Source organism: Actinomyces gaoshouyii (assembly GCF_002076915.1).
GTDB lineage: Bacteria > Actinomycetota > Actinomycetes > Actinomycetales > Actinomycetaceae > Actinomyces > Actinomyces gaoshouyii.
The window spans coordinates 413,365-428,247 of record NZ_CP020468.1 but is presented as its reverse complement, the minus strand read 5'-3'; the positions used below and the strand labels follow the sequence as shown (position 1 = coordinate 428,247).

Sequence of the window (14,883 nt, the reverse complement as noted above, 5' to 3'; positions counted from 1 at the left end):
CGAGTGGTCATGTTCCTCCGCTTCGCACATCAGCCCTGCACGTTCGTGCAGCACGCTTGCCCATCCTCTCACATGCCTCGACGATGTATCGCAGGGAACAACCGCCGCCCTGACAGCCGCGCCCGAGACGCAACCGCTCACCGTCGAGACCGAGGAGCCACCATGTCAAGCCCAACACCCGCACCACTGCGATCCACAGCCCTCAACCGGGAGCAGCGCGCCGAGGCACTCGCCGCCCTATCCGCGAACGGCCCCACCGACGAGCCCCTCGACGTCCTGGTCATCGGCGGTGGCGTCACCGGCGCCGGGATCGCCGTCGACGCCGCCTCCCGCGGCCTTCGCACCGGCATCGTCGAGATGGGCGACTGGGCCTCCGGCACGTCGTCGTGGTCCTCCAAGCTCATCCACGGGGGTCTGCGCTACCTCTACCAGGCGAACTTCGCCCTCGTCCACGAGGCCCTCACCGAGCGCGGCCGCCTCCTGACCTCCAACGCGCCCCACCTCGTCAAGGCCCAGCCCTTCCTGTGGCCGCTCAAGCACCACTACGAGCGCACTTACTCCGCCATCGGCGTGGGCATGTACGACGCCCTGGCCGTCGCCGGCGCCCGCGGGCACAAGACCGTGCCCATCCAGAAGCACCTGGGCAAGAAGGGCACCGCCGCCCTCGCCCCCGCGCTGGACACCAGCCACCTGGCCGGCACCATCCGCTTCTATGACGCCCGCGTGGACGACTCGCGCCTGGTCATCGACCTCGTGCGCACCGCCGTCGGCCTGGGCGCCCACGCCGCCAACCGCACCCGCGTGACCGGCTTCCTCAAGGACGGTGAGGGCCGGGTGACCGGCGTGACCGCCACGGACCTCGCTGCCGGCGAGGAGATCAGGATCCGCGCGACCCGCACCATCAACGCCACCGGCGTGTGGACCGAGGAGGTCCAGGACATGGCCACCACCGAGGGCGGCCTCAAGGTGCTGGCGTCCAAGGGCATCCACATCGTCGTGCCCAAGACCGCGATCGACGCCGAGACCGGCATCTTCCTGCGCACCGAGAAGTCCGTGCTCTTCATCATCCCGTGGCCCGAGTACTGGGTCATCGGCACCACGGACACCCCCTGGACCGAGGACGTCGCCAAGCCCGTGGCCACCAGCGCGGATATCGATTACGTCCTCGAGCACGCGAACTCCGTGCTCACCCGCCCGATCCGCCGCGAGGACATCATCGGCGTCTACGCGGGCCTGCGCCCGCTGCTCCAGCCCCGCCTCAAGCCGGGCGCCAAGGCGGCCTCCACGAAGGTCTCCCGCGAGCACACCGTCACCCGCGTGGCCCCCGGCCTGACCGCCATCGCCGGCGGCAAGCTGACCACCTACCGGGTCATGGGCGTCGACGCCGTCGACCACGCCCTGGGCGAGGCCCTCGCCCACGCCCACCCCAGCCGCACCGAGAACCTGCCGCTCGTGGGGGCCGAGGGCTACGAGGAGCTGGCCGGCCGCGCCGCCCAGCTCGCGGCGGAGCGCGACTGGACGCTGGCGCGCATCACCCATCTCCTGGACCGCTACGGCGACGAGACCGCCGACATCCTGGAACTCATCGACGCCGACGCCGCGGCCGAGGACTCCCAGCGCCTGGGCGAGCCCCTGACCAATGCGCCCGCCTACCTGCGGGCCGAGGTCGCCTGGGCCGTCACCCACGAGGGCGCCGAGCACCTCGAGGACGTCCTGCTGCACCGCGTGCGCCTGGACATCTCCCACCGGGACCGCGGCCTGTCCGCGGCCGAGGAGATCCTGGGGATCATGGCGCCGCTCCTCCATTGGTCCGACAACGACGCCGCGAGCGAGCTAGCCTCCTACACCGAGAGGGTCGAGCAGATCGCCGCCGCCGAAGCCGAGACAACCGACGCCGACGCGGTCGCCAAGGTCACCCGATCCATCTGATCAGCGTGTGCGCCTGCTCGGGCGAGCAGGCGCACACCCCTCTCCCCGCCCCTGATAACCCTCTCATGGCACGCTGACGTGCAGAAAGTGAATCCCCCATGAGCCTCGCTCAAATTTTCTTCTCGGAGTTCCTCGGAACTGCGATCCTCCTCCTCCTCGGTGGAGGCGTCGTCGCGACGAACCTGCTGCCCAAGTCCAAGGGCAAGGACGGCGGCTGGCTCCTCATCAACTGGGGATGGGGCCTGGCGGTGTTCGCCGCCGTCTACGTCGCCTACAACACCGGCGGCCACCTCAACCCCGCAGTGACGATCGCGAAGGTCGTCGGCCACATGTTCGACTCCAGCATCACGCTCAACGGCCCGGAGCTGGGCGCCGGCGGCATCGCCGTGAGCGCCGCGAACGTGCTCGTCTACATCGTCGCCCAGTTCCTGGGCGCCTTCGTCGGCGCCGTCCTGTGCTGGCTGACCTTCAAGCAGCACTTCGACGAGGACTGCGACCCGGCCCTCAAGCTCGGCGTCTTCTCCACCGCCCCCGAGATCCGGTCCTATGGCTGGAACACCGTCACCGAGGCCATCGGCACCGCCGTCCTGATCATCTGGGTCTTCGTCTCCGGACACACCCAGAGCGCCATCGGCCCCCTCGGCGTCGCCCTCATCATCGTGGTCATCGGCACCTCGCTGGGCGGCCCGACCGGATACGCCATCAACCCCGCCCGTGACCTCGGTCCGCGCGTCGCGCACGCCGTCCTGCCCATCAAGGGCAAGGGCGGATCGGACTGGGGCTACTCGTGGGTCCCGGTGGTCGGCCCGATCCTGGGCGCCATCGTTGCCACGGTGATCGTCTTCGCCTGCGGCCTCGCCTGATCCTCACTGGGGCGGCCCCGCCCGGGGCCGCCCCAGCACCCGCCCCCTCACAAAGAAGTGAAAGGAAACCCCATGACCGAGAAGAAGTACGTCCTCGCCATCGATCAGGGCACGACGTCGTCGCGCGCCATCCTGTTCAACCACTCCGGCGAGATCGTGTCCGTCGGCCAGAAGGAGTTCACGCAGATCTTCCCCAACCCCGGCTGGGTCGAGCACGACCCCGTGGAGATCTGGGAGTCCGTGCGCTCCGTCGTCGCCGACGCGCTGCAGAAGGCGGAGACCAACCGCCACGAGATCGCCGCCGTCGGTATCACGAATCAGCGCGAGACCACAATCGTGTGGGACAGGAACACGGGCAAGCCCGTGTACAACGCCCTCGTGTGGCAGGACGTGCGCACGGGGGACATCGTCCGGGAGATCGCCGACGGCGACCCGCTGGGCACCGAGCGCTACCGCCAGATCACCGGTGAGAACGTCTCCACCTATCCCTCGGCCACGAAGATCAAGTGGATCCTCGACAATGTCGAGGGCGCCCGCGAGCGCGCGGAGGCCGGCGACCTGCTCTTCGGCACTCCGGACACGTGGGTCCTGTGGAACCTCACCGGCGGGATCAACGGCGGCGTCCACGCCACCGACGTCACCAACGCCTCGCGCACCCTCCTCATGGATGTGCGCACCCTGACCTGGCGCGAGGACATCTGCGCCGACTTCGGCATCCCGACCTCCATGCTTCCCGAGATCAAGTCCTCCTCCGAGATCTACGGGTACGGCCGCAAGAACGGCCTGCTGGTGGACACCCCGATCTCCGGGATCCTCGGCGACCAGCAGGCGGCGACCTTCGGTCAGGCCTGCTTCGAGAAGGGCATGGCCAAGAACACCTACGGCACCGGCTGCTTCACGCTCATGAACACCGGCACCGAACCGGTCTTCTCCTCCAACGGCCTGCTGACCACCGTGCTGTACAAGCTCGGCGACGAGGCCCCGGTCTACGCCCTGGAGGGCTCAATCGCGGTGGCAGGCTCCCTGGTGCAGTGGCTGCGCGACAACCTCGGCATGATCGCCACGTCCTCTCAGATCGGCGAGCTCGCCGCGAGCGTGGAGGACAACGGCGGGGTGTACTTCGTCCCGGCCTTCTCCGGCCTGTTCGCCCCCTACTGGCGCGATGAGGCCCGCGGCGCGATCGTGGGCCTGACCCGCTACGTGACCAAGGGCCACATCGCCCGGGCGGTCGAGGAGTCGACGGCGTTCCAGTCCGCCGAGGTGCTCGATGCGATGAACGCGGACGCGGGCGTGCCGCTCAAGGAGCTCAAGGTCGACGGCGGCATGACCCACGACGACCTCCTCATGCAGTTCCAGGCGGATATCTCGGGCTGCGACGTCGTGCGCCCCTCGGTGGTGGAGACGACGGCGCTGGGCGCGGCCTATGCGGCCGGCCTCGCGGTGGGCTTCTGGGCCTCCACCGACGACGTCATCGCCAACTGGCAGGAGGGCAAGCGCTGGACGCCGTCGATGGACGCCTCCGAGCGCGACCGCACCTACCGCCTGTGGAAGAAGGCCGTGACCCGGACCTTCGACTGGGTGGACGAGGACGTCAAGTAGCCGCCGCCCCTGACCGGCCGGCCCTGCTGTCCCTGCCGGCCTCCCGAGGCCCCCGGCGCCCGCGCGCCGGGGGCCTCGGTGCGCCCCCTTGAACACAGCTCGTCATATCCCTATTATTTAAATGTGAACGCAAACGCTAAATCTTCGCTCGTGCGCGACGTCGCCGCCCCACGACCCGCTATGAGCGATGCCGCGACACAGGAGACCGCCGAGCTCGCGGCCGAGATCTTCTCCCTGCTCGCCGATGCCACGCGCATCCGCATCATCGCCCTGCTGGAGGAGGAGGGGGAGATCTCCTCCGGCGTCCTGGCCGAGCGCACCGGTCGCAGCGCCGCCGGCGTCTCCCAGCACCTGGCCAAGCTCCGCCTCGGGCACGTTGTCGCCTCGCGCAGCGAGGGCCCCCGCGTCTATTACCGGCTCATCGACGAGCACGCCCGCATCCTCGTGCGCCAGGCCGTCTTCCAGGCCCAGCACGTCACCGGGAACTTGCCCGCCGACCACCGGATCGGAGTGGATCATGAGTGAGACGGCCCCCGAGCGCGCCGAGCCCGCGACGTGCCCTCGGCACGATCCATTATCCTCACCTCCCCCTCCCGCCGAGGCCCATGAGCCGCTCCTGAAGCGGATCGAGACCACCGACGCCGCCCGCGTCATCCTCGTCGCCGTCGGCGCCCTGGCCGCCTGGATCGCCCGCCTGGCGGGCACACCGGGGTGGACGCTGGCGACCATCGGCACCGTCATCCTGGCAGCCGGATGCTGGCCCATCGCCGTCGAGGCCTGGGGCGACCTGCGCGAGCGACGCATGAGCATGGAGCTGTCCATGCTGCTGGCCATCGCCGCGGCCGCTGTTATCGGGCAGTGGGGGACGGCCCTGCTCATCGCCCTGTTCGTGCTCGTGGCCGAGATCCTGGAGGACCTGTGCATGGAGCGGGGGCGCGACGCGCTCACCGGCCTCATGACCTTCCTGCCGCGCACGGCCCACGTCATCATCGACGGCGAGGAGCGCGAGATCCCCATCGATGACCTCGCCCCGGGCCAGGTCATCGCCCTGCGCCCCGGCGGGAGGGTCCCGGCCGACGGCGTCGTGCGCAGGGGCAGCGCCGACATCGATCAGTCCCGGATCACCGGGGAATCCCTGCCGGTAACCGTGGACGCGGGCGATCCCGTGCCCGCAGGTTCGATCACCCAAGGGCCCCTCGAGCTCGAGGTGACGAGGGCGGGCGAGGATTCCTCCTTTGCAAGGATCATCGCGGCCGTGCGCGCCGCGCAGGACAGCCGCGCCCCCGTCCACCGCCTGGCGGACGTGCTCGCCGCCCGCATCGTCTACCTGGCCCTCGGCCTGGCGCTCCTCACCCTTGTCGTCACGCGGGACACCGGGGCCACGATCTCCGTGATCATCGCCGCCGGGGCCTGCGGCGTCGCGGCCGGCACGCCCCTGGCCGTCCTGGCATCCGTCGCCCGGTGCGCGCGCACCGGGGCCTTCATCAAGGACGGGGCGCATCTGGAGAGCCTGTCCGCCGTCGACACCGTGGTGCTCGACAAGACCGGCACGCTGACGACCGGCGCGCCTCGGGTGGTCGGCCTGCGCCCCGCCAGCGGCGACGCGGGCGCCGAGGACTCCCTGCTCCGCCTGTCCGCGGCCGCCGAGTGGAACACGGAGCACCCCATAGGGCGGGCCATCCTGGAGAGGGCCCGCGAGCGAGGCCTGGCCATCCCCTCGCCCGAGTCCACCCTCTACACCCCTGGTAGGGGGGTCGAGGCCGTTGTCGAGGGACAGCGGGTGAGTGTCGGCCGCCCCGACACCGATCGGGACTCCAGCGCTCTCGACGGGCTGCCGGGCCCCGCGGCGGACCTGCCCGCGGGTGCCACCGCCGTCCGGGTCGTCGTCGACGGCGCCACGGCGGGGATCATCCTGGTGGCCGACGAGCTGCGCGAGGGATCGGCGCTCATGCTCTCGAAGATCCGCGATATGGGCCTCGATGTCCTCATGCTCACCGGTGATGCGCCGTCGACGGCCGCGAGGATCGGCGCCGAGCTGGGCCTGACCCCCGGGCAGATCCGCGCCGGGCTGCTGCCCCAGGACAAGGAGGCGATCATCAGCGAGCTGCGCGCGGCGGGCCATCGCGTGGCGATGGTCGGCGATGGCGTCAACGACGCTCCTGCCCTCTCCACCGCCGACGTGGGCATCGCGATGGGCTCGGGCACGGATGTTGCCCGAGAGGCGGGCGACATCGTCCTCGTGGGGTCGGACCCACTCTCCCTGGCGCGCACGATCCACATCGCCCGCAAGGCCCGGCGCGTCATCATGGCGAACTTCATCGGGACCATCGCCGTGGACGCCGTCGCGATGGGGATGGCCGCACTGGGCCTGCTGGGCCCGATCGCCGCCGCCCTCGTGCACGTGGGCTCCGAGAGCGCCTTCATCCTCAACTCCGCGCGTCTGGCCCCCGGCCCGCGGCGCTGAGCCGCGGCAGCCAGTCCTCAGGCGCCGACCGGCACGGGAGGCAGCACCGCTCCGCTCACCCGCCTTCCATCCCCCGAGCGCACCGCGCGCCGGGAATGTCGGGTACTCTCACCCAGGACGTTTGTCCACTGGCCGCGCCCGGGCGACTCGGCGCTCCAGGATCCGCCCCCTCCCGGGTCTTCGGAGGGCGCTGGGCGCAGAACTCGCCCCAGCTCTCCTCAGACCCGCTATTGACCAGCAACGACGCCGGAGGTCCTCATGGCACCCGCCTTCCCCGCCAGCGCTATCCCAGTGGCCCTCGCGACAGGCTTCACGCCGTCGACGAGCGCCGTCGGGGACAGCGTCTACCTGACCGCTCTCGTGGGACTCGTGCCCCTGGTGGCCTTCTTCGTCCTCATGGGCGCCTTCAAGGTCAAGACCCATTGGTGCGCACTCATCTCCCTGGCGATCTCCATGGTCATCGCCCTCTTCTTCGGGATGCCGGTGGGCCTGGCCGCCATGAGCGCCACCCAGGGCGCGGTCTTCGGCCTCATGCCGATCGTCTACATCATCATCGCCGCCGTCTGGCTGTACAACCTCACCGAGTCCTCCGGGCGCAGCGCCGACCTCAAGGCGATCTTCAACGTCATCGGCAAGGGCGACCAGCGCGCCCAGGCGCTCATCATCGCCTTCTCCTTCTGCGGGCTCATGGAGGGCCTGGCGGGATTCGGCGCGCCCGTAGCCATCACCTGCGCCCTGCTGGTGGGCCTGGGCCTGCCCAAGATCAAGGCGGCCGTGACCACGGTCGTGGGCAATGCCATCAACGTCGGATTCGGCGCCATGGCGATCCCGGTGACCACCGCCGGCCAGCTGGGCGGGGAGGACGCCGTCGAGGTCGCCACCCGCATGGGGCACCTCACCTGGATCTTCGCGGCCTTCATCCCCCTGGTCCTGCTGCAGATCATCGACGGGATGCGGGGCATCAGGCAGTTGTGGCCACTGGCACTCGCGATCGGCCTGGCAACCGGCGCCGGGCACTTCCTCGTCTCCTCAGTCTCCTATGAGCTGACCGCCGTTGCCGCCTCCCTGCTGGGCCTGGCCGCCGGCTACGTCTTCCTGCTGGTGTGGAACCCGACGACGCCCGAGGAGTTCCGCACCTTCGTGGCCGAGGAGGACAGGCCCGACGGCGCCCGCGTGGGGCTCGCCCTGCTGCCCTATGTGCTCGTGGTCGTCATCATCGCCATCACCAAGCTGTGGAAGGTCGGTGTGGACCTGCCGGCGGTGCTGAAGTCCAAGGACCTGCCGATCCACTGGCCCGGGGTCCACGGCCAGCTGCTGAGCGCTGACGGCAGGCCCTCACCGTCAGGCACCTACACCCTTCAGATCCTGTCCAATCCGGGCACGTGGATCTTCGTCACCGGCATCATCGTGGCCATCGTCTACGGAACCGTCTCCTCCGGCGGGCGATACCGCACGAGCGTGGGCGCCATGTTCGCCGTCCTGCCCAGGACGATCCACAACCTGCGCCTGGCGATCCTGACCATCGCCACGGTCATGGCGCTGGCCTACGTCATGAACTTCTCCGGCCAGACCACGGCGATCGGCGCGGCACTGGCGTCGACCGGCGCATTCTTCGCCTTCCTCGCCCCGATCCTGGGCTGGGTGGGCACCGGCGTGGCGGGCTCAGCGACCTCCGCCGGCGCATTCTTCGCCAAGCTCCAGGCGACAGCCGCCCAAGGCGCCGGTCTCGACGCGCGCATCCTGCTGGCGGGCAACACGATCGGCGGCGGCCTGGGCAAGATCATCTCCCCGCAGAACCTGGCGGTGGCCTCCACCGCGATCGACGAGCCCGGATCGGATGCCGAGATCCTCAAGCGGGTCGCCCCGTACTCGATCGGCCTGCTGCTGCTCCTGTGCACGCTGGTGTTCATCGGCTCGCAGGGCTGGCTGGGCGCCTACATGCCCATCCGCTGAGCCGCCCGAGGCCGGGCCCGCCCCCCTTCCCCGCAGTCGGCCCGGCCCACCCGTTCAGTCGCCCCCTCGCGCCACACGCGCGAGGGGGCGACTCGCTGAGAGCCCGCCGGGGAAAACATCACGACACACATTCGTAATATCCGGCGCGCGGAGGGGTGCCACCACCGACGCGGCCGGCGCTCTCAACCGGCCACCCACCCGATGACAGCGCCGAGTTTCCGCAGTACGCCAAGGGTCGCGCCCCCACCGCGCTCCACCCGGCGCCGTCTCCTGGACATCACGGCCACCGGGGCAGGGACGAAGGCCCTAGGGTGAGAGCGACATCGGACAACGACGCCGCGAGTACAGAAGACAGGGAGGTCCTCATCGTGCGTATCGCGCTCTTCGCGACCTGCATCGCGGACACCATGTTCCCGCAGGCGCCGCAGGCGACCGTCACACTCTTGGAGAGGCTCGGCCATGAGGTCGTCTTCCCCGAGGGGCAGGTCTGCTGCGGCCAGATGCACGCGAACACCGGGTATTTCAAGCAGGGCGCCAAACTCATCCGCAACCACGTGGACACCTTCGAGCCCGTGCTCGACGGCGAGTGGGACGCCATCGTCGTCCCCTCGGGCTCCTGCACCGGGGCCACACGTCACGAGCAGGCCCTCGTTGCCGAGCATGTCGGGGACCACGACCTGGCCAAACGGGCCGACGCCGTCGCCGAACGGACCTACGACCTATCCGAGCTGCTCGTCGACGTCCTCGGACTGACCGACGTCGGCGCCTACTTCCCCCACCGCGTCACCTACCACCCCACCTGCCACTCGATGCGCATCGCGAAGGTTGGAGACCGTCCCTACACGCTGCTGCGCGCCGTCGAGGGCATCGATCTCGTCGACCTGCCCGACGCGGACGTCTGCTGCGGGTTCGGCGGCACCTTCTCCATGAAGAACCATGAGGTCTCCACGGCGATGCTCACCGATAAGGTCTCCCATGTGAAGGCCACCAAGGCCGAGATCCTGTGCGCGGGCGACTACTCCTGCCTCATGCACATCGGCGGCGGGCTGTCCCGCTTGAACTCCGGGGTGCGGATCATGCACCTCGCCGAGATCCTCGCCTCGACGAAGGACGCCCCCTTCATCGGCAACGTCGCCTTCCAGGCGGATGTGGAGGTGGCCCGATGAGCCAGACATTCCTGGGCATGCCCGCGGGCGCGGGCCGGCGCCCCGAGACCCACCCCCATACCGGCGGCTGGGTGACCACCGTGGACGTCCCCGAGGACCCGCTGCGCTGGGGCACCACCTTCACCAAGGGCGCGCACCGCACCCTGCAGAACACGCAGATGCGCCGCAACCTCGGCCACGCCACTCGCACCATCCGGGGCAAGCGCGCCATGCGCGTGGAGGAGATGCCGGACTGGGAGGACCTGCGCGACGCCGCCTCCGCCGTCAAGAACGAGGTGATGAGCAACCTGCCCGAGCTCCTGGAGCAGTTCGAGGCCAACGTGACCGCCCGGGGCGGGATCGTCCACTGGGCGCGCGACGCCGCCGAGGCCAACGCCATCGTCGCCGAGATCATCAGATCCAAGGGCGTCGACGACGTCGTCAAGGTCAAGTCCATGGCCACCCAGGAGACCAATCTCAACGAGCACCTCAAGTCCGAGGGCATCACCGCCCACGAGACCGACCTGGCCGAGATGATCGTCCAGCTCGCCGACGACATGCCCTCGCACATCGTCGTGCCCGCCATCCACCGCAACCGCTCCGAGGTCCGCGGTATCTTCCTGGACCGCATGGACGACGCCCCCGAGGACCTGTCCGACACGCCTGAGGAGCTGGCCGGGGCCGCCCGCGCTCACCTGCGCAAGAAGTTCCTCCACGCCAAGGTGGCCGTCTCCGGCACCAACATGGGCGTTGCCGAGACCGGCACCGTCTCGATCTTCGAGTCCGAGGGCAACGGCCGCATGTGCCTGACCCTGCCGGACACGCTCATCACCCTCATGGGCATCGAGAAGCTCGTCCCCCGCTTCCAGGACGTCGAGATCTTCTCCCAGCTCCTGCCGCGCTCGGCCACCGGAGAGCGCATGAACCCCTACACCTCCATGTGGACGGGCGTCACCGAGGGCGACGGCCCCCAGGAGTTCCACCTCATCCTCATGGACAACGGGCGCACCAAGGCCCTGTCCGACCCGATCGGCCGCGAGGCGCTGCACTGCATTCGCTGCGGCTCGTGCATGAACATCTGCCCCGTCTACCAGCACACGGGCGGCCACGCCTACGGCTCGGTCTACCCCGGGCCCATCGGCGCGATCCTCACCCCCCAGCTGACCCAGGGCCTGTCCGACGACGATCCGGTCCACACCCTGCCCTACGCCTCAACCCTGTGCGGGGCCTGCGGCGAGGTCTGCCCGGTCAAGATCGACATCCCGACGATCCTCGTCCACCTGCGCGCCAGGACCGTCGATGTCAAGCGCAAGATCCTCCCCGATATGTGGGACGTGGCCATGGGGGTGACCACGCCGGTCATGAAGAGCGGCAGGGTGTGGGCCACGGCCACGAAGGCCATCAAGGCCACGCGCCTCATCGACCGGGACGGCAAGATCGGCTCCCTGCCCTTCCCCGCCTCGATGTGGACGGGCACCCGCGACGTGCCCGCCGCCCCCGCGGAGAGCTTCCGCGAGTGGTGGAGGCGCACGCACCCGCAGTCGACTGCGAGCAGTAAGAGTAAGGAGGACAAGTGATGGACGCCCGCAGCGTGATCCTCTCGCGCGCCCGGGAGGCGATCTCCCGCTCCCAGACCGCCCCGGCCGCGCCCGTCCCCCGCGCCTATACGCGCGTCGGCGCCAACCCGCCCGGATCCGAGCCCGTCGTAGCCGAGATGGTGGAGAAGCTGGAGGACTACAACGCCGTCGTGCGGGTGGAGGCCGAGGACGTCGGCATCCTCGACGCCATCGACGCCCTCCTGGCCGACGCGACCACCGTCGTGGTTCCCGCAGGGCTCCCGCAGGCCTACAAGGAGGCCGCTGCGAGGAACGGCCGGACCGTCCGCGAGGACTCCCGCCAGGATCCGATCCCCACACTCGAGCTCGACGAGATCGAGGCCGTCGTGACCTGCTCGCGCACCGCGATCTCGCTGTCGGGCACGATCTGCCTCGACGGCGAGCCCGACCAGGGGCGCCGCGCCATCTCCCTGGTGCCGGACCGCCACGTCATCATCTTGGAGCGCGAGTCGATCCAGCCCACGGTGCCGCAGGCCGTGGACATCCTGGGCGAGAACCCGACCCGTCCGACGACCTGGATCGCCGGCCCATCGGCCACCAGCGACATCGAGCTCATCCGCGTCAACGGCGTCCACGGGCCCCGCAACCTGGGGGTCGTCATCGCGCACTGACCGCGGGGCCGGACTCGATCCGGCTCCGAGCAAAGCCCTACTGCCCGGGATGTTCACCCTCGGGCAGTGGAGAACCGGAGGCCCCGGCGCTCATCCCTGTCCCAGAGGGCGCCGGGGCCTCCGCGTCCCTCTTCCCCTCCCATACCGCTCGCTGACATGCCACGATGGAGGGCATGGGCATTGAGATCACAGCGGATCCGTCGCATCTCGAGGGCCGACGCCCCCTCACGCCGGGCGGGCAGCACAAGGAGCAGTTGGGCGCGCCCGAGCGGCGCAAGGCGATCCTCGCCCATCTCCGGGCCACTGGCGAGGCGGCAGTGTCCTCCCTGCCAGGCCTGTTCGGGGTTTCCGTGGAGACAATCCGGCGCGACCTGCGCGAGCTCGAGGACACGCACGCGATCACCCGTTCCTACGGGCGCGTGAGGATCGCTGAGGCCTCCAATTACGAGTCGACCCTGACCTACAGGAAGGAGCACCTGGCCGATGAGAAGGAGCGCATCGCCCAGGTCGCCGTCGATCGACTGGGCGCGGCCGACACCGTCTTCCTCGATGAGGGCTTCCATCCGCTCCTCGTCGGCCGGGCCCTGCCCACGGACCGGGATCTGACGATCATCACCGCTTCCCTGCCCACGGCTCTGGAGATGTGCGAGCGCCCCCGCACCACCGTGATCGTGCTGGGCGGCAGGGTGCGCCACGTGACCGCCGCCAGCGTCGAGCGGTGGGCCACGAGGATGCTGCGCGATATGCAACCGGACCTGGCCATCATCGGCGCCAACGGGGTGGATCTGGACGGCTGGCTCACCACGCCCCACGCCTCTGTGGCCGAGGTCAAGGAGACCGCCCTGTCCGTGTCCCAGCGGGCCCTGTTCGTGGGCTCGCATACGAAATTCGCGCGCTCCACCCTGTGCCGGTTCGGCCACGTGCGCCAGTTCGAGCGCATCATCACCGGCACCGAGCTGCGCTCATCGATCGCCCGCCGGATCATCAGCGCCGGGGGGCGCCTGGATCGGGTCTGATCACGACCCACTCGGCGAGGCACCGTGAGCACCCGTTCCCACCGGGGGAGCACCCGCCGGGCCCGCCGATCCGCTTCCCTCAGTGAATCGGGCACCGATCCTGTCGATAACGGTCACCCGGGCACCGTGAACCGGTCACCCGGGCGCATCGCCGGGCCCGCTCAGCCGCGCCGGCGGAATCGATGCGCCGGCGGGCCCCCATCGGTGAATCGGCAGTCGGGAATCCCCGACCGGTCACTGTCAGGCGCGCTCCGATCGGCGATGCTGGATGCGCCAGAACGAGCTGGCTGACATCCAAGACAACGCAGTCCCTCTCGAAACGAGCCTTGAATGCCTAGATCCATTCCTGTCATCGCAGCGATCCAGAAGACCGGATTCCCCACCAATCTCGCCATTGGCTTCCTCGGCGTCATCATCTTCGTGATCGGAGATGGAATCGAAGCCGTGTGGATCACGAACTACTTCTCCTCCGACGACGTCGGGTTCTCGGTGGCGCAAGGGTCCACCATCGTCTCCTTCTACGGCGTCGTCGTCGCACTCGCGGCGTTCCTGTCCGGGGCGCTGTGCGATGCCCTGGGCTGTCGAGCGGTCATGCTCACCGGCCTGATATCCTTCCTCGTCTTCGACGTCCTGTTCATCGTCGTCGGACTCCCCAGCCACTCGATGCCGCTCGTCCTGCTGTTCTACGGGCTGCGCGGATTCGGCTACCCCATGTTCGCCTACGGCTACCTCACCTGGACCATGATGGTCACGCCCCCGGAGCGCCAGTCCTCGGTCTCCGGCTGGTTCTGGTTCGCCTTCTCCCTGGGCATGCAGTTCCTCGGCTCCTATTTCTCGAGCTTCTTCCTGCCGGCCATCGGCCATATCGCCACTCTGTGGGCCGGGTGGATCCTCGCGGCCATCGGCGGCATCATCACGATGCTCTTCCTGCGCCGGCACCCCTCGGCGAAGCAGACCGCGGGGATCTCGATCGCCAAGTCGGTCGGCTCGGCGGTATCCGTCCTCTGGCGCTACCCCAAGGTGTCGATCGGCGGCATCGTCAAGATCATCAACCTCTCCGGCCAGTACGGGATGCAAGTCTACTATGTCGTCTACCTCCACAAGGTATTCGGAATGCCGGAGTCCCAAGCCATCCTCGAGTTCTCCGTATTCGGTCTGGTCGCGATCATCGGCGACGTCTTCTGGGGCGTGGCCGGCGACCGGATCGGATGGAGGAACACCCTGCAATGGGCGGCCACCCCGATCACTTTCGCCTCCCTGGTGTACATGTACTTCATCCCGATCATCGCAGGACCGAACTTCTTCCTCATCGCGATCGGCACCGCTGGGATCGGCATCGGCCTGAGCGCGCACGTGCCCACCACTCCCCTGCTCGTGGCCCACGCGCACGGAGAGACCGGCAATGCCCTGGCCATCCTCAACCTCGGAGCCGGCCTGGGAGCATTCGTCGGCCCGGCCATCGTGACCATGCTCCTGGGCGACGAGAACACCGCGCAGGGCTACTTCTTACCCGCGATGGCACTCGCCTTCATCTACGCCGTCTCCTTCCTGCTGTGCTTCGCCCTCAAGCTGCCCGGCAACGCGCGAATCCTCCACTCGGCGCCCGCACTGTCCGACAAGCCGGAGGAGGGAGCCGGCCACGCGACCGCCTGACGCCGCCCCGCGCCCATGGGCACCGCCGCGCTCC

At 69.4% G+C, this 14,883-nt stretch carries 11 protein-coding genes; all 11 read left to right on the top strand.

Going from position 1 to position 14,883, the window contains the following annotated elements; translation table 11 throughout:
- The first annotated feature begins 162 nt into the window (after positions 1-162).
- Positions 163-1,929, top strand: a complete 1,767-nt coding sequence (locus B6G06_RS01680; protein WP_081170641.1) for a glycerol-3-phosphate dehydrogenase/oxidase — start codon at positions 163-165, stop codon at positions 1,927-1,929.
- 98 nt (positions 1,930-2,027) lie between these two features.
- Complete coding sequence (locus tag B6G06_RS01675) at positions 2,028-2,792, top strand: MIP/aquaporin family protein (protein WP_080462561.1); 765 nt, start codon at positions 2,028-2,030, stop codon at positions 2,790-2,792.
- A 72-nt stretch (positions 2,793-2,864) separates the two neighbouring features.
- The gene (gene glpK, locus B6G06_RS01670; protein ID WP_080462562.1) at positions 2,865-4,391 is read left to right on the top strand and encodes a glycerol kinase GlpK; all 1,527 of its coding nucleotides are present in this window, start codon (positions 2,865-2,867) and stop codon (positions 4,389-4,391) included.
- 123 nt (positions 4,392-4,514) lie between these two features.
- A complete protein-coding gene (locus B6G06_RS01665) occupies positions 4,515-4,916 on the top strand; it encodes an ArsR/SmtB family transcription factor (RefSeq protein ID WP_240494075.1) in 402 nt (133 codons plus the stop codon).
- On the top strand, positions 4,909-6,855 hold the full coding sequence (locus tag B6G06_RS01660; RefSeq protein ID WP_081170637.1) for a heavy metal translocating P-type ATPase: 1,947 nt from the start codon (positions 4,909-4,911) through the stop codon (positions 6,853-6,855). Before B6G06_RS01665 ends, B6G06_RS01660 begins: the two co-directional genes overlap by 8 nt.
- Before the next feature lie 258 nt (positions 6,856-7,113).
- On the top strand, positions 7,114-8,808 hold the full coding sequence (locus B6G06_RS01655; protein ID WP_080462565.1) for an L-lactate permease: 1,695 nt from the start codon (positions 7,114-7,116) through the stop codon (positions 8,806-8,808).
- Between the two features lie 368 nt (positions 8,809-9,176).
- Positions 9,177-9,974 carry a (Fe-S)-binding protein gene (locus tag B6G06_RS01650; RefSeq protein ID WP_080462566.1) on the top strand — a complete coding sequence of 266 codons (798 nt, stop codon included), beginning with the start codon at positions 9,177-9,179 and terminating at the stop codon, positions 9,972-9,974.
- A complete protein-coding gene (locus tag B6G06_RS01645) occupies positions 9,971-11,530 on the top strand; it encodes a LutB/LldF family L-lactate oxidation iron-sulfur protein (protein ID WP_080462567.1) in 1,560 nt (519 codons plus the stop codon). The genes B6G06_RS01650 and B6G06_RS01645 overlap by 4 nt, the downstream gene beginning before the upstream one ends.
- Entirely contained in the window at positions 11,530-12,180 is a 651-nt protein-coding gene (locus B6G06_RS01640; RefSeq protein ID WP_081170635.1) for a LutC/YkgG family protein, read from the top strand. The genes B6G06_RS01645 and B6G06_RS01640 overlap by 1 nt, the downstream gene beginning before the upstream one ends.
- Before the next feature lie 173 nt (positions 12,181-12,353).
- Positions 12,354-13,196 carry a DeoR/GlpR family DNA-binding transcription regulator gene (locus B6G06_RS01635; RefSeq protein ID WP_081170633.1) on the top strand — a complete coding sequence of 281 codons (843 nt, stop codon included), beginning with the start codon at positions 12,354-12,356 and terminating at the stop codon, positions 13,194-13,196.
- 330 nt (positions 13,197-13,526) lie between these two features.
- Positions 13,527-14,849, top strand: a complete 1,323-nt coding sequence (locus tag B6G06_RS01630) for an RbtT/DalT/CsbX family MFS transporter (protein ID WP_081170631.1) — start codon at positions 13,527-13,529, stop codon at positions 14,847-14,849.
- The last annotated feature ends 34 nt before the right edge of the window (positions 14,850-14,883 follow it).

Coding starts and splice junctions, on each gene's coding strand:
- B6G06_RS01680 (WP_081170641.1), top strand. CDS start 163: ATGTCAAGCCCAACACCCGCACCACTGCGATCCACAGCCCTCAACCGG.
- B6G06_RS01675 (WP_080462561.1), top strand. CDS start 2,028: ATGAGCCTCGCTCAAATTTTCTTCTCGGAGTTCCTCGGAACTGCGATC.
- glpK (WP_080462562.1), top strand. CDS start 2,865: ATGACCGAGAAGAAGTACGTCCTCGCCATCGATCAGGGCACGACGTCG.
- B6G06_RS01660 (WP_081170637.1), top strand. CDS start 4,909: ATGAGTGAGACGGCCCCCGAGCGCGCCGAGCCCGCGACGTGCCCTCGG.
- B6G06_RS01655 (WP_080462565.1), top strand. CDS start 7,114: ATGGCACCCGCCTTCCCCGCCAGCGCTATCCCAGTGGCCCTCGCGACA.
- B6G06_RS01645 (WP_080462567.1), top strand. CDS start 9,971: ATGAGCCAGACATTCCTGGGCATGCCCGCGGGCGCGGGCCGGCGCCCC.
- B6G06_RS01640 (WP_081170635.1), top strand. CDS start 11,530: ATGGACGCCCGCAGCGTGATCCTCTCGCGCGCCCGGGAGGCGATCTCC.
- B6G06_RS01635 (WP_081170633.1), top strand. CDS start 12,354: ATGGGCATTGAGATCACAGCGGATCCGTCGCATCTCGAGGGCCGACGC.
- B6G06_RS01630 (WP_081170631.1), top strand. CDS start 13,527: ATGCCTAGATCCATTCCTGTCATCGCAGCGATCCAGAAGACCGGATTC.